At 55.9% G+C, this 20,884-nt stretch carries 20 protein-coding genes and 1 pseudogene; 16 read left to right on the plus strand and 5 right to left on the minus strand.

The genetic code is table 11. The annotated features are described in order from the left end of the window. Positions 1-91 precede the first annotated feature (91 nt). A complete protein-coding gene (locus BM205_RS19570; RefSeq protein WP_092416543.1) occupies positions 92-535 on the minus strand; it encodes a hotdog fold domain-containing protein in 444 nt (147 codons plus the stop codon). 135 nt (positions 536-670) lie between these two features. Here BM205_RS19570 and BM205_RS19575 point away from each other — a divergent pair, with 135 nt between their 5' ends. The 3 genes from BM205_RS19575 (at position 671) to BM205_RS19585 (ending at position 2,129) form a co-directional block, all read left to right on the plus strand. Beyond that, complete coding sequence (locus BM205_RS19575) at positions 671-1,291, plus strand: TetR/AcrR family transcriptional regulator (RefSeq protein WP_092416544.1); 621 nt, start codon at positions 671-673, stop codon at positions 1,289-1,291. 74 nt (positions 1,292-1,365) lie between these two features. Continuing rightward, positions 1,366-1,530: a TetR family transcriptional regulator gene (locus BM205_RS19580; protein ID WP_092416545.1), complete on the plus strand. Its 165-nt coding sequence runs from the start codon at positions 1,366-1,368 to the stop codon at positions 1,528-1,530. Between the two features lie 326 nt (positions 1,531-1,856). Then, positions 1,857-2,129: a helix-turn-helix domain-containing protein gene (locus BM205_RS19585; RefSeq protein ID WP_092416546.1), complete on the plus strand. Its 273-nt coding sequence runs from the start codon at positions 1,857-1,859 to the stop codon at positions 2,127-2,129. 662 nt (positions 2,130-2,791) lie between these two features. On the opposite strand, the gene BM205_RS19590 is transcribed toward BM205_RS19585, so the two are convergent. Then, entirely contained in the window at positions 2,792-3,706 is a 915-nt protein-coding gene (locus tag BM205_RS19590) for a LysR family transcriptional regulator (protein ID WP_092416601.1), read from the minus strand. A 113-nt stretch (positions 3,707-3,819) separates the two neighbouring features. Here BM205_RS19590 and BM205_RS19595 point away from each other — a divergent pair, with 113 nt between their 5' ends. The 6 genes from BM205_RS19595 to BM205_RS19620 all read left to right on the plus strand — a co-directional run bounded on the left by BM205_RS19595 (position 3,820) and on the right by BM205_RS19620 (position 10,058). Beyond that, the gene (locus tag BM205_RS19595) at positions 3,820-5,049 is read left to right on the plus strand and encodes a 3-hydroxybenzoate 6-monooxygenase (protein ID WP_092416547.1); all 1,230 of its coding nucleotides are present in this window, start codon (positions 3,820-3,822) and stop codon (positions 5,047-5,049) included. Then, positions 5,042-6,091, plus strand: coding sequence for a gentisate 1,2-dioxygenase (gene gtdA / locus BM205_RS19600; protein WP_092416548.1), 1,050 nt, complete (start codon positions 5,042-5,044; stop codon positions 6,089-6,091). Before BM205_RS19595 ends, gtdA begins: the two co-directional genes overlap by 8 nt. 26 nt (positions 6,092-6,117) lie before the next feature. Continuing rightward, on the plus strand, positions 6,118-6,828 hold the full coding sequence (locus BM205_RS19605) for a fumarylacetoacetate hydrolase family protein (RefSeq protein WP_092416549.1): 711 nt from the start codon (positions 6,118-6,120) through the stop codon (positions 6,826-6,828). An 85-nt stretch (positions 6,829-6,913) separates the two neighbouring features. Then, entirely contained in the window at positions 6,914-8,281 is a 1,368-nt protein-coding gene (locus tag BM205_RS19610) for an MFS transporter (protein ID WP_092416550.1), read from the plus strand. Beyond that, positions 8,278-8,922 (plus strand): maleylacetoacetate isomerase, encoded by a 645-nt coding sequence (gene maiA / locus BM205_RS19615; RefSeq protein ID WP_092416551.1) that lies wholly within the window; start codon positions 8,278-8,280, stop codon positions 8,920-8,922. The genes BM205_RS19610 and maiA overlap by 4 nt, the downstream gene beginning before the upstream one ends. Positions 8,923-8,969: 47 nt before the next feature. Then, complete coding sequence (locus BM205_RS19620) at positions 8,970-10,058, plus strand: porin (RefSeq protein WP_092416552.1); 1,089 nt, start codon at positions 8,970-8,972, stop codon at positions 10,056-10,058. A gap of 63 nt (positions 10,059-10,121) precedes the next feature. Here the strand turns inward: BM205_RS19620 and BM205_RS19625 are convergent. Then, positions 10,122-10,556: pseudogene (locus tag BM205_RS19625) on the minus strand (electron transfer flavoprotein subunit alpha/FixB family protein); the annotation flags it as partial. A 676-nt stretch (positions 10,557-11,232) separates the two neighbouring features. On the opposite strand from BM205_RS19625, the gene BM205_RS19630 reads away from it, so the two are divergent. From BM205_RS19630 to BM205_RS19660, 7 genes are all read left to right on the plus strand, one after another. Continuing rightward, positions 11,233-11,652, plus strand: coding sequence for a cupin domain-containing protein (locus BM205_RS19630; protein ID WP_092416553.1), 420 nt, complete (start codon positions 11,233-11,235; stop codon positions 11,650-11,652). Between the two features lie 243 nt (positions 11,653-11,895). Then, a complete protein-coding gene (locus BM205_RS19635) occupies positions 11,896-12,864 on the plus strand; it encodes a hypothetical protein (RefSeq protein WP_139227329.1) in 969 nt (322 codons plus the stop codon). A gap of 155 nt (positions 12,865-13,019) precedes the next feature. Then, the gene (locus tag BM205_RS19640; protein WP_092416555.1) at positions 13,020-14,498 is read left to right on the plus strand and encodes an efflux transporter outer membrane subunit; all 1,479 of its coding nucleotides are present in this window, start codon (positions 13,020-13,022) and stop codon (positions 14,496-14,498) included. Next, on the plus strand, positions 14,495-16,036 hold the full coding sequence (locus BM205_RS19645; protein ID WP_092416556.1) for an MFS transporter: 1,542 nt from the start codon (positions 14,495-14,497) through the stop codon (positions 16,034-16,036). The genes BM205_RS19640 and BM205_RS19645 overlap by 4 nt, the downstream gene beginning before the upstream one ends. An 80-nt stretch (positions 16,037-16,116) precedes the next feature. Next, entirely contained in the window at positions 16,117-17,118 is a 1,002-nt protein-coding gene (locus tag BM205_RS19650; protein ID WP_254783967.1) for an HlyD family secretion protein, read from the plus strand. A gap of 170 nt (positions 17,119-17,288) precedes the next feature. Next, positions 17,289-17,831 carry a cyclic nucleotide-binding domain-containing protein gene (locus tag BM205_RS19655; protein WP_139227331.1) on the plus strand — a complete coding sequence of 181 codons (543 nt, stop codon included), beginning with the start codon at positions 17,289-17,291 and terminating at the stop codon, positions 17,829-17,831. An 8-nt stretch (positions 17,832-17,839) separates the two neighbouring features. Further along, a complete protein-coding gene (locus BM205_RS19660) occupies positions 17,840-18,982 on the plus strand; it encodes an AI-2E family transporter (protein WP_092416559.1) in 1,143 nt (380 codons plus the stop codon). Positions 18,983-19,364: 382 nt separating this feature from the next. Here BM205_RS19660 and BM205_RS19665 read toward each other — a convergent pair whose 3' ends face one another. After that, complete coding sequence (locus BM205_RS19665; RefSeq protein WP_092416560.1) at positions 19,365-19,907, minus strand: MarR family winged helix-turn-helix transcriptional regulator; 543 nt, start codon at positions 19,905-19,907, stop codon at positions 19,365-19,367. A gap of 59 nt (positions 19,908-19,966) precedes the next feature. Next, positions 19,967-20,884 carry a LysR family transcriptional regulator gene (locus tag BM205_RS19670; RefSeq protein WP_092416561.1) on the minus strand — a complete coding sequence of 306 codons (918 nt, stop codon included), beginning with the start codon at positions 20,882-20,884 and terminating at the stop codon, positions 19,967-19,969.

Genomic DNA, 20,884 nt, shown 5'->3' on the forward strand with positions numbered 1-20,884 from the left:
CTTGAGAGGCCGACCGCAAATCACACCGTCCCTTCGAAAGCTGGCCAGTGTCGATCATCGGCCCCTCCCCGATCTTATTATCGATTGCGAACTAACTAGCCAATTTAACGTTCATGGTGATCGAAGCGGTGAACACGCTCGTGCCAGCCTCGTCTTTCACGTCAACGGGTACGATCTTGTCGCCTGCAGTACTCCAATCCACGCCACTTCCGTCGGCTATTGCCCGGACGCTAGTCTTCGCTTTTGCCAAATATTCCACGGTCATCCCCTTCGGAATCCAACGTGCACCGCTGGGGATCGAAGCATCAGTCATCATGCCGGCTACCAACTCGGCCGCATTGCAGAGAGCGATGGCATGTATGGTGCCCAGATGGTTGGTTACCTCGCGGCGAAACGGAACCGTGGCTTCTGCATAATTTGGCCGAAGGTCTGTGATCGTAGGTTCAATAGTCGAAAAGTAGGGTGCCATTTGGCAAACTGTTTTGCTAAATTGCTCTGGACCAACCATTTTGAACATGCCAAGCGCTTGACTCATTTTCATCTCCTAGGGTAAAACAGAAAAATGTTCTGTTACAGAATAATATTCTAGAATAATTTTCTATGTCAAGTATTTCCAATATAAATTCTGGGGTATCATGTTTTTTTGAGAGACTCCTCGAAGGCGCTTCTTTTGACAACACTAGACATACTTGAACGAAATTTTCCTGGGAGACGAGCAGCCCTCAAGCGGGACATCTTGCTCGGCGCTTTGGCATGCTTCAACCAAAATGGCCTAGGCCTGACAACCATTGAAATGATCAAGGTCCGCTGCGATACTAGTGTAGGTAGCATCTATCACCACTTTGGCAGCAGAGAGGGGCTTATTTCCGCCCTCTTCTTCAGTTCGCTGGAGGATCAGGACCGCCTGCTGACCGCATACCTCGACAACGCGGAAACGGCTGAGGAAGGGGTCGCGGCAATCGTGTACAGCTACGTGGATTGGGTCAGTGACGAGCCTGACCTTGCCCGTTTTCAATACGAGGCAAGGTCACTGGTTGCTAAAGGGCCCAGTCGGGAGACTCTTACAGAAAAGAACCGTTCTCGACGGAAGATGATGGAGGCCTGGTGGCTCTCACATGGCGGGTATAAGCCTACCTCAACAATTCCTGAAGAACTGTTGCCATCAATAATTATTGGTCCAGCAGAAAGCTATTGTCGCGCGTGGCTCTCTAATCGGACGATCGCGTCGCCCTCGACGTATCGAGATCTACTCGCCAAAGCGGCAGCTCTTGGCTTGGGCATCCCGCCGTGAACGATAGCGCAAGTTACCGCTAGAGCTAGGACATGTCACTAGAGTCTTCGGCGCATTTGAACTCAGGATACGCTATGAACAACGCACATTTGCAACCGGGAAAGGGCTTTGACTCTCGCCAAAATATTCTTACGGCGGCACGCCATGTTATCGCCGGAAAAGGCTTCTCGGCCGTTGGAATAAGCGAAATCCTTCAAGAAGCAAATGCCGTAAAAGGTAGTCGCTCGTTGGACGGTTAGATATTGATGTGAAACAGAAGGGATAAAACTGGGCTACGCAAAATGTCGAGCTATGCTCGATTAGCTGCAGTGATTGAGCAATCGATATATACGGGTCAACTGTGAATTGAAAGGCATGAGACAACCTAATACGACATTTCTCAGATTACCAAATCGAACAATCACGCCGCGACGCATTCCCCAATTTAATAAATGTCGTTACGTCGTTAGCAATACATAGGAGGCATTTATCTAGAATACTGGGGGAGCGTCTATTTTGTGCTGCTTAAACATATTATATCATATCCCAATATGGGATATTTCATATTCGGATTTAGGATGTAACCATGGCTCACCCTATTCATTCCCCATCGTATATCGTTCTTGCAGAACTACTCACTGAGCGGCGCAAGGAGTTAGGCTTGTTGCAGGCTGAAGTTGCCGTAATGCTGAGCAAGCCCCAATCATTTGTCTCAAAATATGAGTCTGCCGGCCGAAGACTGGATCTCATTGAATTGATCGATGTGCTACGCGCTTTGAAGAGCGATCCGCATGATTTTTTAGATCAATTGACGTCCCAACTCAACGCTCATAAGGTGACAACAAATTTCATGCGTTGAAAGGCTTATTACTTACAACCTTACGCCCTTCCCCCCGATGAACCAAATGCTCGCCTAATGCGCAAACGTAGCGGCTTTCTATTTGATGTTGTTTTGATAGTCAAAAGTAAAAAACCCTCGATTTCTCAATGAAATCAAGGGCTTAATGACGTTTTTGGCGGTGGGTGCAGTCTTGCGCGAACCTATCTCTGCCCCCTATTCCCTGTAACAGGGAAAAATACAGCGAATTGACCGAATTTGCCCTGCTTTTGGTTAAGGGTATCGTGGACAAACCCGCGCCAGTACTCACGTTTCCGGCTATTTGAAGCAATTGGCAGAATTACAGAACAGGGAACGACTAGGGAATGAGCAGGGAATTTCTAATTCGCGTCTGCAGTTCGAATCCGCTTGTGGTATTCGAACTGCAGATTCCCCCGTTTTTTCTGCAGTTTCTCTCTCTTGTCGTTCATTCCTGCTGGCTGATGCTTCAACCTCGCCACGGCCGTCCCATGGCGATCGCTAATATGAAGTCGAGACGCCTCTCTTCCTATTCGGAATGGCCATCGGTGTCTTCATCAGCGCTCCTAAGGACGAGCATGGTCCCCTCGAGTTGGGCAGCAATACTTCGACACCAGCAAACGTATCACTCTAGATTCAAATGTTACAGCCCACTAGCAAGCCAATTATGTATCTGTTTTGACGATACGTTCAGAAAATAGTTGCGCCATCACCTGGCGCAGCCAGCGGTTCGACGCATCCGCGTGATAGCGCTCGTGCCAATGCTGCTTGACCGAGAAACTGGGCAACTTGACCGGCACCGGCAGCATGCGAATATGCTCGCGTCCTGCCATTACCGCGCCATAGCGATGCGGCACGATGGCAATCATCTCAGTCTCGGCGACGATGCGCGCTACGCCGAGGAAACTCGGCAGTTGGAGTACGACGTTACGCTGCACTGCTTCTTGCGCCAGCACCTTGTCGACGATGGCGTGGCCGGTGCCGGAGGTGCGCACCACCACATGCGCCTCGCGCTGAAGTGCCTCAAGCCGCAGAGTCTTACCTATACGCGGATGGTCGGCCGACACCAGGCAGGTGAAATGCTGGTTGAACAGGGTCTGCTGGTAAAAGCCCGCCTCCAGGTGCGGCATGAAGCCGACCGCCAGATCGACCGTGCCATCAGCCAGTTCGGCCGGGCTGTCCTGTGAAATCTTCGAAACGTCGAGGCGAATGCCCGCTCCCACTTCCCTCAGATGATTCAGCAACTGCGGCAACAGCACCACTTCGCTGATGTCCGTCATACAGATGCGGAATTCACGCTGGCTGTCGGCTGGTTCGAACACCGGTTGTTCGGCCAGCGCATGCTGCAGCGCCTGAATTGAGCGTCGCACATCGGCGATGGCGTTCTGCGCGCGCGGCGTCGGCTCCATGCCTTTGGCCGTACGGCTGAATAGGCGGTCGTTGAAATGTTCGCGCAACTTGGCCAGGTCAATGCTGACCGTCGATTGGGGCAGGCCGAGGTTGTCGGCTGCTCGCGTCACGTTACGAGTCTTGTAGATCTCGTCGAAGACCAGCAGCAATTCGAGGTCAAAACGGGCCATGACATCACCCACCATTATTTAAAAACATGATTATAACAATCAAGTTATATCCATTTCCTAAATAATTTAAAAAGCGCAGAGTGATGCCATACACAAGACGTATGGAGACCATCATGAAATCTGATAACACCGAACTTCCGTCCATCCTGATTGCCGGTGGCGGTATCGGCGGCATGGCGGCAGCGCTGTCACTGGCGCGCCTTGGCATACAAGTAACAGTGCTGGAACAAGCCGCCGTCATGGGCGAGATCGGCGCCGGCATCCAACTTGGGCCTAACGCCTTCGCCGCGCTGGACGCGCTGGGCGTAGGCGCCGCCGTGCGCGATCGCGCCGTGTTCACCGAGCGCCTGGTGATGATGGATGCAGTGGATGCCACAGAAGTCGGGACATTCGAAGTCGGCGAGCCGTTCCGCCAGCGCTTCGGCAATCCCTATGCGGTAATCCACCGTGCCGACATCCACACTGCCATCCTGGAACAGGTGAAAAAAACCCCGCAGGTCGAATTGGTCACCTCCTGCCATATCGACAGCGTCAGGCAGGATGCCACCGGCGTCACCGTGACCGATCACCAGGGCCGCACCTTCCGCGCCGGCTACCTGATCGGCTGCGACGGCGTCAAGTCGGTGGTGCGCCAGCACGTGGTCGGTGACGACGTGCGCGTCTCCGGCCACGTGGTGTACCGTGCCGTGGTGCCAGCTGAACGCATGCCTATGCCGCTGCGCATGAACGCGCCAGTGGTGTGGGTCGGCCCCAACTGCCACCTGGTGCACTACCCGCTGCGCGGCGGCGAACAGTACAACCTGGTGGTCACTTTCCACAGCCGCGATGCGGAAGTATGGGACGTACGCGACGGCAGCAAGGAAGAGGTACTGTCCTACTTCACCGGCATTGACGCGCTGCCGCGCCAGTTGCTGGAGACGCCAGACAACTGGCGCCGCTGGAGCACCGCCGACCGCCAGCCGGTCGGTAACTGGACCATCGACCGCATCACGCTGCTGGGCGATGCTGCCCACCCGATGCTGCAGTACCTGGCGCAGGGCGCTTGCATGGCGCTGGAAGACGCAGTGACGCTGGGCGAAGCGATCCGTCACTGCGGCCACGACATGACGGCCGCCTTCTCGCTGTACCAGCGATCGCGTATCGCCCGCACCGCCCGCGTAGTGCTATCGGCGCGCGAAATGGGGCGGCTGTACCACGCGTCCGGCGTCGAACGCCTGGTGCGCAACGATCTTTGGAAGGGCCGCGATGCCAACGGCTTCTACGACGCCCTCCAATGGTTGTATGGCTGGACCGCCGCCACCTGCCTGGCCATCGCCACCAATAAGGAGCAGCAACATGCATAACGATCTGATCGCCGCCCGCCAGTCCCTGTACGACGACATGCAGCAGTTGCACCTGGCGCCGCTGTGGGCCTCGTTGCACACGCTGGTGCCGAACGAACCGACACCGCCGTATGTGCCGGCACTGTGGCGCTACGAAAATATCCTGCCGCACCTGCGCCGCGCCGGGGAACTGATCTCGGCCGAGGAAGCCGTGCGGCGCGTACTCGTGCTGGAAAATCCCGCTCTGCCTGGCCGAGCCTCGATCACGCAATCACTGTATGCCGGACTGCAGCTGATCCTGCCGGGCGAAGTCGCTCCAGCGCACCGCCATACGCAAGCCGCGCTACGCTTCATCGTTAGCGGCAGTGGCGCCTACACAGCCGTCGACGGCGAACGCACAACCATGCATCCCGGCGATTTCATCATCACGCCATCCTGGACCTGGCACGACCATGGCAATCTCGGCATCGACGGTCACACAGAACCGGTGGTCTGGCTCGACGGCCTGGATATTCCAATGTTGCGCTTCTTCGACGCCGGCTTTGCCGAAAACGGCGAGGAAGCAAGCCAACATGTGGCGCGCCCGGAAGGCCAGAGTTACGCGGCATACGGCAACAACATGGCACCCGTAAAACAGCAGCATGCAACACTCAGCTCGCCGGTGTTCAATTATCCGTACGCCCGTACTCGCGAGGCACTGGAAACACTGCACCGCACCCAGGCCGTCGATGCCTGGCACGGCGTCAAGCTCCGCTACATCAACCCGTTGACCGGTGGTTCGCCAATGCCGACGATCGGCGCCTGCATGCAGCTGCTGCCGAAAGGCTTCCGGGGTCAGCGCCACCGCAGCACCGACGGCACCGTCTACAACGTAGTCGAAGGTAGCGGCAGCGTAACCATCGCCGACACCCGTTTCATCTTTGCGCCGCGCGACACCTTCGTGGTGCCTTCTTGGGCCACCGTCGCCTTCGACGCGCCCGAGGACGTGGTGCTATTCAGCTTTTCCGATCGACCGGTGCAACAAGCTATGGGCGTGCTGCGCGAAGCCTTACTACCCGATTAAACCTCTCATTACATCAAGAGCACATCATGACTGCCAATTTCATCTTCCCACCGCAAGCCATCGTCGGTCTGCCCGTCAACGGTTCGGACGCCACCTTCCCGGTGCGCCGCATCTACTGCGTCGGACGCAACTACGCGGCGCACGCCCGCGAAATGGGTTTCGACCCGGATCGCGAACCGCCGTTCTTCTTCTGCAAACCGAACGATGCCGCCTCGGTGGTACCGGTGCCCGCCGGCGCCACGGCGCAACTGCCATACCCGGCCAGCACCGAGAACTACCATCATGAGATTGAGTTGGTAGTCGCCATCGGCAAGGGCGGCAAAGACATTGCACCAGAGGACGCGGCAGCCCACATCTTCGGTTACGCCGTCGGCCTGGACATGACTCGCCGCGACCTGCAGATGCGCATGCGCGAACAGGGCCGGCCATGGGAGATTGGCAAGGCCTTCGATTATTCGGCGCCCATCGGCCCGCTGACTCGTCTGGCTGACAGCGGCGAATTGCGTAACGGCATTATCGAGCTGAAAGTCGACGACAAAACCACCCAGCGCAGCGACCTCACGCACCTGATCTGGTCCGTCAGCGAAACCATCGCCCAGCTGTCGACGCTGTTCGAACTGCAGCCGGGTGACCTGATTATGACCGGCACCCCCGAAGGCGTCGGCCCGGTGGTGCGCGGCCAAACCATGGTCGCGCACATCGCCGGCTTGACGCCGATTACAGTCAAGATGGTCTGATACCTCGTTGCGGCCAGCCAGCAGGCCACAGAAGCCTGCGGTGATCGCATTCGACAACGCTACAACCACAACGCACGGAGACATGATGCCTACCTCACCCACTATGGATGTCCAGCAGTTCATCGACAGCCACCCCTTTTCCCGCTTCCAGAAACAGCTGCTGGTACTGTGTTTTCTGGTGGTCGCCATCGACGGCTTCGACACGGCATCAATCGGTTTCATCGCCCCGGCGCTGCGCGCCGAATGGCACCTGACAGCCGCCAGCCTGGCGCCTCTGTTCGGTATCGGCCTGTTCGGCCTGATGTCCGGCGCGTTGCTACTCGGCCCATTGGCGGACCGCTATGGCCGCAAGCCGGTGCTGCTGCTGTCGGTCGGCTTCTTCGCCATCGCCAGCCTGCTATCGGCCTTCGCCACCGGCCTGCCGATGCTGCTGGTGCTGCGTTTCCTCACCGGTCTGGGGCTGGGCGGCGCGATGCCGAGCGCAATCACACTGACTTCCGAATACTGCCCACAGCCACGCCGCGCCAGTCTGGTGACATTGATGTTCTGCGGCTTCACGCTAGGTTCCGCGTTCGGCGGCCTGATCGCCGCGCAGCTTCTGGCATCGATAGGCTGGCGTGGCGTGCTGATGATCGGCGGCGCCTTGCCGCTGTTGCTATTACCGGCGCTGTGGATGGCGCTGCCGGAATCACTGCGCTGGATGGTGATGCGCGGTCGCGGCGCGGTCGCTATCGCAGCTCTGGCCTCGCGGATCGAGGCGCGATCCGGGCACGCCCTGCCACAGCTGGTGGTCAGCGATCGCAAGCAACCCGGTTCCCCGGTCGCCCAGTTGTTCCGTCCCGGCCTGCTGGGTGGCACGCTGCTGTTGTGGAGTACCTTCTTCATGAGTCTTCTGATTATCTACCTGCTCTCCAGCTGGCTACCGACGTTGCTCAGTGGCGCGGGCCACAGCTTGTCGCAGGCTTCCTTCATCAGCTCCGCGTTCCAGATCGGCGGCACCGCCGGCGCCATCCTGCTGGGCCGCTGGATGGACCGCTACCGCCCCCAACGCGTGCTGGCGATCGCCTACCTGGCGGCCGCCGTGTGCATCGTGGCTGTTGGCCTGTCGACCGATAACGTCCCATTGCTAGTGCTGGCCGTGTTCGGCGTCGGCTTCGGCGTTAGCGGCTCGCAGGTCGGCGCCAACGCGCTGGCTGCCGCTTTCTATCCGACTGCCAGCCGCGCTACGGGCGTCAGCTGGGCCTCAGCCGTCGGCCGCAGCGGATCAGTGGTCGGCTCCATGGTCGGTGGCGCGCTGCTAGCTGCGCAACTGAGCAATCAGACCATTTTCCTGCTGCTGGCTATTCCCGCCGTGCTGGCTGCCTGCGCCTTGCTAGCAATGGGCCGGCTGCAAGACCGGGCGAAGGCAGCTTTTGTCACACCTACTACAGTCACTGAAAGTACCGCAACATGAAACTGCATACCTATTACCGTAGCTCCGCGTCCTATCGCGTGCGTATTGCACTGAACCTGAAGCAGTTCGATGTCGATGAGGCCTACATCCACCTGTCGCGCAACGGCGGCGAACAATTCAGCGCCGCGTTTGACGCGCTCAATCCCCAGCACCTGCTGCCAGTGCTGGAGGATGACGGCCTGCTGCTGACGCAGTCGCTAGCCATCATCGAGTACCTGGACGAAACCCGTCCTGTGCTGCCGCTGCTGCCATCGGACGCCGCCGGGCGCGCCCGCGTACGCGCGCTGTCGCAGGCGATTGCCTGCGACATCCATCCGCTAAACAATCTACGCGTGCTGAAATACCTGAGCGAGCAATTGCAGGTGACACCGGACCAGAAGAATGCATGGTATCGCCACTGGGTTGCACTCGGGCTGCAGGGACTGGAGCAGCGACTGGCAAGCGATGGCGCCACCGGGGCTTTTTGTCACGGCGACACACCGACCATGGCCGATTGCTGCCTGTCCCCGCAACTCTACAATGCGCGCCGCTTCGAATGTGACCTCTCGCCCTACCCGACGCTGACGCGCATCGACGCCAACTGCGAAGCGTTGCCAGCCTTCCGCGACGCCGCACCGGATCGCCAGCGAGATGCCGAATAACACCACGCAGCACCATAAAACATAAAACATAAAACGGAGACCCCAATATGAAAAGCATCACCTACGGCGCGCTCGCGCTGGCAACTCTGAACGCCGTTACGGCACAGGCCCAAAGCCAGGTTACGATGTACGGCGTCGTCGACACCGGCCTGGCTTACACTACAAATGTCAATGCCGCCGGCAACGCCCAGGTCAAGATGCCCAGCCTGACTGGCAGTCTGCCATCGCGTATCGGCTTCAAGGTAACGGAGGATCTGGGTGGCGGCCTGCAGGCGCTGTTCGTGCTGGAGAACGGCTTCAGCGTCGACTCCGGCAGCATCAACCAGGGCGGCCGCCTGTTCGGACGCCAATCCTGGGTTGGTTTGAAAAACGCCTACGGCACGCTGATGCTGGGCCGGCAGGTCAACATGACTTACCTCGCTACGCAAAAAGCAGACGTGCTCGGACCGAATCTGTTCTCAATCAGCAGCATGGACCCGTACCTGCCAAATGCCCGAAGCGACAACGCCATCGGCTATCTGGGCAATTTCTCCGACCTCGTGATCGGCGGCACCTACAGCACCGGGCGCGACACGTCCTCGGCTGGCGGCGCCGCCGGCACCGGCTGCGCCGGTGAAGTGGCGGGCAACGCCAAGGCCTGTCGCCAGATCACTGCGCTGATCGGCTATGAAAGCACGCGCTACGGCATCAATACGTCCTACGACATTTTGTATGGCGGTCCCGGTGCCGCCAATGGATTGACCAGTGCCGACAATCACGACCAGCGAGTGACTGCCAATGGCTACGTGATCATAGGCTCCACCAAAATCGGCGCCGGCGTAATAGCCCGCCGGGTGCGCGCCGCCACCGGCACAACCACCTCAGACTTGTACTATGCCGGCGTGACTCAGCCTTTGTCGCCATTGCTACAGCTGGACGTGCAGGCAGCGCGCCGCAATGTCAAGGACAGCAGCGATGACACCACGATGCTGGTGGCCAGGCTCAGCTACTTCCTGTCGAAACGAACCTTGCTGTATTCGGCGATAGGCTCCATGAGCAACGAGGGCAACGCAGCCATCGCGCTCGAAGCCGGCGGCACCGTCGGTGCAGGCAAGCGCCAGAACGGTGTCATGGCGGGCTTACGGCATATGTTCTAAACGACACTCTATCAGAGCACGCCGACGTAGTTCTCCGCCAGCTCCGCACGCTGCGTCTTGGGCTCAAACGGCGTCGCGTCGGTAAAGATATCCGAGTTCATCCACCAGTTGCGGCACGATCTCGAACAAATCCCCGACAATACCGTAGTCCGCTACCGGGAAAATCGGGGTTTCTTCATCCTTATTGATGGCCACGATGACGCTGGAATCTTTCATCCCGGCCAAATGCTGGATCGCGCCGGAAATACCGACCGCGATGTACAACTGCGGCGCAACGATCTTGCCGGTTTGTCCGACTTGCCAGTCGTTCGGCACGAAGCCCGAATCCACGGCGGCGCGCGAAGCACCCATTGCGGCGCCCAGTTTGTCGGCCAAAGGTTCCAGGATCTTGAAATTGTCCGCCGATCCCATGCCGCGCCCGCAGGATACGATAACCTTGGCTGCCGTCAGTTCCGGCCGGTCTGACTTAGCCACTTCGCGCCAAACAAAAACGGAGGTACGCAACAAAGCGACGTCTGACGTGCAACACTCGCTTTCACATGCTACTGGCGCACCCCAAATGCGTTAGTTGGACTCCTATTTTTTTGCTAAATGGATCCCTCTTTTAAGGCTCACGGGGTTCTATCATGAAGCCTCCGAATCACTTCATATCCAGCTCGAAAGTTGCGTAGTCTGTTGCATGCAACGTGTCATTACAGTCCTCTCCCTTGAGCCCGGAAACAACGGGCTTTTTTTTCAAGCGTTATTCGATTGCCAATCCTGCCGCAATTAGTGAATATAAGCAGCGATCAAATCGGCAATTTCTAGCTACGAAATCATTCTCTCCAAACGCCTATCCTTCCGCCCGTGCGGCAAATTTACCTATCCCATTTTTTGGGTGAAATATATAACTGGAGCAATTCCAAGTCCGTTCATTGGACTCCCATTTTCTGTCTAATTGGCTACCCAACTACGGTTTTCCTAGTTATATCATGAGTTCTCTCACTCACATCACTTAAGTACATAAAGGAGAATCTCTTGGATACCCGCATCGACTTCTACAAATCGTCTCCGGACGCACTGAAGGCACTGCCGGCGTGGAGACTGCGGTCGCACGACTCGGACCGGAGCCGTCTTTGCTCGAAACGGCTTGCCATCAGCGCCCGCAAGATGCCGACAGTCTGAGGAGAAATACATGACACTCAATAAAACGTTGCGCTACGCGCTGACGCTGGCCTCGCTGACGTTGTCTATGGCCTCATTCGCACATGATGACAAACATGGCGATGAAGTCATCACCCTTTTGCAAAAGCAGTCTCTGGCGGATGCGTCAGGGAAAAGCGGGGTGATGCTCACAGTCGCCTATGGCCCGGGAGAATCGTCAATCCCGCATCTGCACCCAGGATCTATTTTTGCCTACGTGCTTGAGGGCGAAGTTATTTCACAGTTGGAGGGGCAAGCGCCGGTAAGATACAAAACCGGAGAGTCGTGGTATGAGCCGCCAAGCACCCCTCACCTGATATCAAAAAACGCCAGTCCGACAAAACCCGCCAAGTTGTTAGTGTGGTCATTGGTCGAGGACGGCAAGCAAGTTACCGTTCCACTCAGTAAATGACCTTCCGAATCAACTGATCCTGCAAGTTGCGGCAACACGAGGCGCGCAAATAACACGGGGGGCTACATTTCCATTTATGTCCGTTGGCCCCCTCATTTTCATCCAAATTGGCTACCTGTTTTGCAGCACAAGTCTTTTATCATCTGAAGCAATACCCTCTACTTCGCAAATGCTATGCACACTGGCTCGGGAATTCTGGATCGATCGTCGCTCGGAAGTGGCTCGTTGTTCGTAGCACCTGCCATGCTTGCACTTTTCTATCCGTTTTTCTTGAAGGGATTCAATTTCAGCCTTGTCACAGACGGCCCGTCCTTATCGCCGGTGCTCATGCTGGCACTGGCATTTTCCGTTCCATCATATGGCTTTTTTGCCAGCCTAAAACTGGGACGTATCGCCCAGCCTGATCTATCTCAAGTGATCGCTAAGCGATTGGCTCTCCTGGCTGTGGCAACGCCACCAATTTACACCGCAACGGGAGTGCTACTGTACATGGCTGGCGATCCGATAGCCGATACCACCTTATGGATAATCGGCTGGGCACTCATTGCCTTTTACAGCATCATTTCCATGAGACGTGCGAAAGGAACTCCGGTCGGTGCCGTCACTGCGTCGCCACGCCTACGCATAATGCACGGGATCAGTGCGCTTTGCATCATCGTGCTATTTTTAACGATGCACCTATTGAACCACCTTGCCGGGTTACTCAGCGAGGAGACACATCGCCATGTAATGGACATGTTTCGCATGATCTACCGCGCTCGGCTGATTGAACCGATGATAGTTTTTCTTTTCTTTTTTCAAGTCGTTTCGGGACTCGGTCTTCTGCGCATCCACACTTTGCGGCCAGCCGATTTTTTCCGGACACTGCAGATAGCATCTGGCGCTTATCTGGTGTTCTTCATACTGGCACACATGAATTCGGTATTTATCTTCGCTCGTCGCTTCGCACACATTCTTACAGACTGGGATTTCGCTACCGGCGCACCAACCGGTTTGATTCAAGATGCTTGGAATATCCGCCTGGTACCGCACTACTATCTTGGCGTGTTCCTGGTGTTGTCCCACTTGGTGTTGGGCTGTCGAATTGTCGCTCTCGGGCACGGCGTCCGTCGTCTCCTGGCAGATCGATACGCGAAGGTAGGCATTGCTCTCTCTGCCGGAGCGGCATTGGCAATCATGCTTGGTATGACCGGGATCCATTTTATCCACTAGTCAGGCCGGTAATTATCGATACTGGACTCACCTCCAAATAGGAAGAAAATGTTCAACATCGCCGACACTGCCATTCCGCTCGTCGATCTGCAAGAATCGGATATTGCGGCCATAGCGACCTCGTCGCTGGGCATTCTTTCGCAGGCGGGGTCGAAATGCCACTGATCCACCGCCACTTTACCGCGCTGGCTGTTTTTGCGCTGATCGCCGGATGTACAACGGGCCCGGATTTTCACCGTCCTGAGGTGGCGACGCCCACCGCCGCTTTTATCACCCCGAATGCCAATGGATTGCCAAGTCAGACCACGCCAACCAAGATCGATAGCGCATGGTGGAGGATTTTTAACGATGAGGCCCTCAACACCTTGGAAATTCGCGGGCAGCAAAGCAATCTTGATTTGCAGGTTGCTGCTACGCGCATCTTGCAGAGTCGAGCCCAGTTGGGCATTGCCGGCGCCGCTGGATTGCCCCACGTAAGTGTATCCGCCGATTATGCGCGCCAAGCACTCAGTGCTAACGGGCTGTTGGATAAGATCGGCGCCAACGACGTCCCTTACAATTTATACGAAGGCGGTTTCGATGTCAGTTGGGAAATAGATTTGTGGGGACATCAGCATCGGATTGAGGAGTCCGCCAAGGCCCGTGCGCAGGCAACTATCTTTCGCCGTGAAGGCGCGCGAGTAGCCTTGGAGACTGATATCGCCCGCAGTTACCTGTTATTGCGCGGGGTTCAAACTCAACTAGTCATCGTCGGACAAAACCGTGACATTGCCGAACGCACGCTAGAACTTACGCGCAGCCGCGAGGCCAATGGCGTCGCCACTCGCTTCGATGCTGCCGCGGCCACGGCACAATTGGCCACCATCAGTGCGCTCATACCCAGGTTACAGCAGCAACGGGATGCTTTGATGAACGCACTGGCGCTGCTACTTGCTGAGCAGCCGCGTGCATTGAATGCGGTGCTAAACGTCACGCCTATCAAAAGCGGCGTGCCGGCTTTGCCGGGAGAAGTGCCGGTGGGACTGCCTTCAGAATTGGCAAGGCGGCGGCCGGACATTTTGCAAGCCGAAGCTGCGCTGCATGCCGCAACGGCGGACATCGGTGTAGCAGAAGCTGACTTCTATCCGCGCATCGAGTTGACTGGCAGCTTGGGACTGCAGTCTCTGGAGGAAAGTAAATTCGGCAACTGGTCATCACGTAATTTTTCGATTGGGCCGACACTGCATCTGCCTATCTTTGAAGGTGGCCGCCTGAAGAGTTCGTTGGCGCTGACCAAGGCGCGCCAGCAAGAAGCGGCTATTGAATTCCAACAAACTGTCCTGCGTGCCTGGCATGAGATCGACAATGCATTGAACGCTTATTCAGCCGAACAATGGCGCAACAACCAGCTGAAGCAGGCATTCGAGCAGAATCAACGCGCTTATACGTTCGCATTGCGACGTTACCAAGAAGGCGCGTCGACATACCTGACAGTGCTTATTGCCCAACGCTCGGTTTTATCCAGCCAGATCGAGCTAGACGAAAGCTCTACCGGCATGGCGGTGGCGATGGTCGTGTTGTACAAAGCCTTGGGAGGAGGATGGACTGACGGTGCTCGCGTGGATCAAGCTGCGCATTCTCGAGGCGCAACATGAACGCGGCTCTGTCTGTCGCCTCCCCTTCAGGGTCTGCGCCAACCGCACCTGCGAGTGGCCAAATCGCTACGACGCTCAGCCTGCGCTTGATGGTAGGCCTGTCGGGGATATTACTCGCTGCGCTGATGTCTGGATTGGGTAACCGTGTGGGAGCCATCGCATTAACAGACACGCGCGCAGCGTTGGGGCTGGGAGCTGACGACGGCGCTTGGCTGACTACCGCCTACACTGTGGGCGAATTGGTGGCGATGCCCATCTCCTGCTGGTTGGCGGTCACCTTTTCGTTGCGCCGTTTCCACATCTGTATGGTGGCAACGTATGCGCTACTCAACCTGGTAATGCCAGAGATCCACGACCTGTCTCTGCTGGTGACTTTGCGAGCAATACAAGGATTGGCTGGCGGCATGTTGATTCCGGTCTTGATGATGGCCGCGTTGCGCTTTCTTCCTTTATCTATTCGCCTGTATGGTTTGGCGATGTATGCGTTGACTGCCACCTTCCCACCTAATCTTGCATTCTGGGTAGCTGGCCAATGGTCCGATGTCTGGTTCGACTGGAGACTGATTTATTGGCAGACACTGCCGCTCTCTCTGGCGGTGATGTTGATGGTAGGCTGGGGATTGCCGCAGGATCCAGCTCTTCTCGGACGTTTGCGTCAGGCCAACTGGTTTGGACTGGTATGCGCATGCGTAGGGCTGACCATGCTGGGTACGGGCTTGGACCGCGGCGCCCGACTTGATTGGTGGCGCTCGGATCTGATTCTCTGGCTAGTCGGAGGTGGCGCCGCTGTCATTGGCATTTACCTACTCACTGAATGGTACCACCCATCACCCTTTATTAAGCCGCAGCTACTAGGCAAACGTAATCTCGGATTAGGCTTCACCGCCTTTGTCATCATGTTGATGATCATGCTATCCGGCTCGCTGTTGCCCGCGATGCACCTGGAACGTGTGTGGGACTATCGCAACTTGCAAATTGCACCTGTCGGATTGATTGTCGCACTGCCTCAGCCGGTACTTGGTTCTTTGGTGGCGTTGCTGCTGTATCAGAAGTGGATCGATGCGCGACATGTATTTGTGTTGGGCTTAGCACTGATTGCGCTAGCCTGCTTCCTAGCAACCCGACTGTCAAGCGATTGGATCTGGTCGCAGTTTCTCATGGTGCAAATGTTAGAGGCTTGTGGTCAACCAATGGCGGTTGTCTCATTGCTTTTTTTATGCACCAGTGTAGTTCAACCGCTGGAGGGACCTTATGTAGCGGGCATTATCAACACATTGCGTGCATTCGGCTCGTTGCTTGGCGGCGCAATAGTTACCCATTTTCTGACGCTGCGTGAACGCTTTCATAGCGATATGCTGCTCGACCACGTCGGACACAGCACCGGCAATTTTCCCCTGGTCACCAACGGACTTGCAAATGCTGTAAGGGAACAGGCTTTCATCCTCGCAGCATCAGATAGCTATCTGATGCTGGGTGCGATTGCATTGTTGCTTATCCCACTGGTGCTGTGTTTAAACCGGGTGCAGACTCCATCTTGAACAAAGGATAGATTATGGCGCTTCCAAAAACAGTAAGATTTCTTAGCGCAATCATGTTGATAGCGGTCGTCGTAGGAGCAGTGTATCTACTGAACCGACACGAAAGCGACGCTGAGAAACAATATACAGACGACGCCTATGTGCAAGCGGATTTCACACTGGTGGCACCGCGTGTCGCGGGGCAGATTGCTAAAGTACTGGTGGAGGACAATGAAACCGTTCGAGCCGGTCAATTGCTGGCTGAAATTGACGATCGAGATGTGCAAGTAATGGTCGCCGCGGCAAATGCAGAGATAAATTCGGCTCAGGCAAGCGTCGAAAGCATCAATGCTCATCTCTTGCAGCAGGCCAACGTGATTCAACAGGCCGATGCCGCAGTAGTAGCAGATGATGCCTCCATCGCGCTGGCGCAAGCCAATCTCCAACGTTATCGCAACCTGGCCAAGGATGGCTCTGGCACCTTGCAGGAAGCACAGCAAGCCGACGCACAATTACGCATCCAGCAGGCTACACGCCAGCGCGACCAGGCCGCGCAAGGAGCTGCACGTCAACAGGTTAACGTCTTGCGGGCTGACCTCAAAAAGGCCCAGGCCGCACTGGCGCGTGCCAACGCTGCACTTTCCAGCGCGCAGCTTAATCTGTCCTACACGCGCATCTCTGCTCCAGTAGCCGGCACAGTAGCGCGGCGCTCCGTGCGTGTTGGTTCCTACGTTACCGTGGGCAATCCGCTATTGGCCTTAGTACCTCTGGATTCGCTCTATATCGAGGCCAACTATCGCGAAACCCAGTTGGTCGGTGTTCATCCCGGACAAGCAGTAAGAATAAAGGTCGATGCCTTGCCCGGTGTAATTCTGACCGGCCGTGTCACGAGCCTGGGGCCAGCTAGCGACGTATCGTTCTCGCCAATTGCGCCACACAATGCCACCGGCAATTTCACCAAGATCGTGCAACGATTACCGCTTCGCATAAATCTGTCCCCAGGACAAAAAGCCATCGGGCAGTTGAGAGTGGGGATGTCGGTACAACCGACCATCGACAAAACAGATGGAGAAGAAAGACAGCACGTAGCTTTGTCGCATTAATCATCGATCATCTATTTGCATATGCTGGTCGGATTTCCAAAGACAACGCAAAACGAGATTCTCGATAGCAAAAGAACGCTGTTTCCAAGGACATTTTTCCAGCTTGCATTCGTTGGTACGCGGCTTTCCCCCGGACTCTTCGGTATCTCGAAAAAATATGGAAGCGAATTTTGGATGCGCTCAGAAAACCCGCGCCTCCGCTGCGCTGTATTGATTCGGAGATTTTAACGATGATTTTTTCTAACCTGCTAAATTTCTTGCATTCCAGAGAACGGCATTCATACAGTGCAATAAAATTATTATCGACGCTAAACGTCCAGGAATTGAAAAATCTCAATTCGGTGTTACATCACCGCACCTACGTCAGAGGCGAGATTATTTTTGACAAAGGTGAAGACGGTCAAGCCATCTATTTCGTACTGGATGGAACAGTGACGCTTCAACGACCGCTTCCCGATGGCGATTATATGCTCACCAATATGGAAGCCGGCGACTCCTTTGGGATTCTGGCTCTCCTTCTTGATGAAGCACGCGAAGCTCAGGCACTTGCGCGTAGCAACTGCCAACTCGCGGTCCTGTTTCGGTCTGATCTGCAGCGTTTGCTTGAAACGCAGGCCACAATTGCGTCAAAAATCAATCTGGAAATGGCAAGGCAGCTGGCACGAATTCTTCACGATCTCGCCCTCCATGAGTCTCAACCGCTCAACCTCTAATCGCCAAGATGAATTACCCACCACACAACGCTTGGCGTCACCACTCCAGCAGTCCGCTTGGCGCGCTGGTCACCATGGCGGCTACCTGTTTAACACTATTGCTGTTTCGCGTAGCGCTCTGGCTGGTAGTGCCTCTTCTCTTGGCGCTTGTCCTTTATTACCTGCTCCGACCAGTATATTTTTGGCTAACCAGAATTGGAATACGTCCAGATCTGGCCAGCGGCGCCGTAATTGCATGTTTTTGCGTGGCGGCAGCCTTGGCCTGTCTTTTCGCCATTCCCGGGATCAGTTCATTCTTTTTGCAGGACCATGCATTCACCGAACGCTATGTTGCCGGAAGCCTACGACTTCTGCATCAGGTCGCCGCAGCAACCGACCTCCGCCTGGCGCGATTCGCGCCGAGCGATTTCACTGGAAAGCTTGACCATGAAATCATTAATTTCAAAGGCCGCCTCGCACAGATTGTCGCGCCGACGATTGCTGCACTGTCGCGCTGGGCGCCAGCGATGGTCTTGGTCCCCTTCTTCACCTTTTTCCTGTTAAAGGACGGGCAGAAATTAAATATACTGCTTACCAGAATGGTACCCAATGCCTTTTTCGAGTCAACGCTAGTTTTGCTATATGAGATCGACGAGGCGGCAAAGGCCTATTTTCGTGGATTGTTCCAGCTTACCGTCCTTGATACGTGCGTACTGTCCATAGGCATGGCTATTATTGGATTTCCAGCTCCGATATTATTAGGCGGGATTTCTGCAATCTTAATGTGGATTCCCTATCTTGGCGGTCTCATCGCCGGTCTCGGCGCTTGCATAATTGCCATAGCAGAATTTCCTGATCGACCACAATTTCTCTACTACACGATCATCTTGTTTTTAGCTGTTCGTTCGCTGGATGACCTGGTTTTCATGCCGATGACGATTGGCAGGAGTCTTCATATTCATCCGGCTATCGCGGTCCTTATGATCCTTCTAGGCGGATCGTTTGCCGGAATACCGGGGATGACGCTTGCGCTCCCTGTCTTCGGAATCCTGAAGGTGATCTTTGATAGTTCGGGGCTTATTCTGTTCAACGCCAGGCTAATGGCACGATATCGGCACGAGCGTTCCTTGCGACGTCATGAAGCAACGGCAGGCTTGTCATCTCCACGCTGAGTTCGGAATATCCAGGCGAACAGAAACTTGTCGAACCGAGAGTCATAAGAAGACCATGCATCCAGTCCGCATGTATGAAATGCGTACACGCCGCACGTACGTCGCGGGCACATTATCTCTCGTGCGATGTCGATTTTTAGGTATTTTGTCCGGATATAGCCATCTCGGAAAACACCTTCATTGGCCCAGACGTCAAGGAAGCGCCAGGAGCAGTCACAATCGGCAAGACCTCCGACGATCTCGGCCAGACCAGCCAGGAACTGAAGGATACGCTGTCCTACCGCGACACGTTGACCGGCGGCTTCCAATGCCAATGAGATCTAAAAGCGGCTCGATTTCGACGTTATGGACATCCTTGAAGATCGCCTGCAAACGACTGCCGTCAGATCGAATGCACTTGCCTATGGATTCGAAGGTAGGGAGTTTTTTCTTCCAAAGCAAGAATCGACCGTTCCATCAACAATGTAATCTGATCTACCTCAGCAACCCCTAGGGCTGCACCGAGAACGGTCGCGAGACGAGTGATTTTCCCCTCGATGCTCTCCGCAAGCGCAAAACCATCTTCACTCAGCCGCAATTCCGTACTGCGACGGTCGTGCGGCTTTCTATGGGTGGTGATCAATCCCCTGACGGCGAGCAGATGGATGGAACGTGACAATGCGCCGGCATCGTGCGCCAGCAGCCTGGAAAAATCGGTCAGCGTAGCGCCCTCGCCGCGCGCTATGCCGGACAAGATGAGCCATTGCGAAACGTTCAAGTCCTCTTTTGTCAAAGTCAATTCGGCGGCATGCCAAAGCGCTTTCTGCAATCGATTGACCAGCAAAATCACTTCGCGCACCGTGCGCGCCGACTCAGGTTTGAAAGCGCCCGCCTTGCTGGCTTGGTCAATTTTTGACTCTGCATAGAGTTTCAATTGGTTTTTCATGGTGACTTGAATATATTTGACTTATCAGATATTGTCAAGACAGATTTTAATTGCGACCGTCAATTCCGGTTATCAATCCCCTCTATCAAGCGCTTGGACAACTGCGGTTGCCGCAGTTGCTCCAGCCACCATTCCAGAGCACGTGCTTCATGGCCGCTGCGCCAGGCGACGTACAGTACGTTTGGTTCACGCGGATCGGTGGTGCTTTTTTCCATGAGCTCACCGCTCTTGAGGAATGACGCTATGCGTTGACGCGGCAGCCACCCAACACCCAAGCCCTCTCGCTGAGCCAGAATCTTTGCGCGCATGCTTGGAACAGCAAGCGCGGCTTGCCCGCCGAGAATGCCGTAAGCACGGCCGCTGCTCAGACGCGAGGAATCTGCCACGACGACTGACCGGTGCCTGGAGATTTCAGCCCTGTCCAAAGCGCCCTTGACCTTGGCCAGCGGATGGCGCGGCGATACCGCAAAAACCCATTCCATTACGCCAAATTCGAACCAGCTAAGCGAGGGAATCGCCGGTGGCTCGTTGGTTGCGCCGACGATCAGATCTGCTCGCCCATCGCGTAGCGCTTCCCAAGTGCCGCCGAGTACTTCATTAGTCAGCCGCAACTTGACTCCCGACTCCAGGGCGTCAAAGTCGCGAATGACGGGGATCAAGGTTTCAAACTCCAGGATTTCATCGGTGACTATCCACAACCTGTCCTCCCAGCCGCTGGCAACCTGACGCACCCGCTGCGTCAGACGCGAGACATCTTGCATCAGCCTGCCGGCTTCCTCTGCCAGCAGGAGCCCAGCAGGAGTAAGTTGCATTCGATAACCGCGGCGATCAAAAAGCAAGGCATCGAATCTGGTTTCCAGTTGCCGCGCCGTATGCGACACCGTCGACGGCGCCTTGCTCAGCTTGGCGGCTGCCCGGGAAAGACTGCCGCTTTCGCGGACAGCTTCCAGCAATGCCAATTCTTCTTCAGACAACAT

Origin of the sequence: Collimonas sp. OK307 (genome assembly GCF_900113705.1) — a bacterium.
Taxonomy (GTDB): Bacteria; Pseudomonadota; Gammaproteobacteria; order Burkholderiales; family Burkholderiaceae_D; genus Collimonas.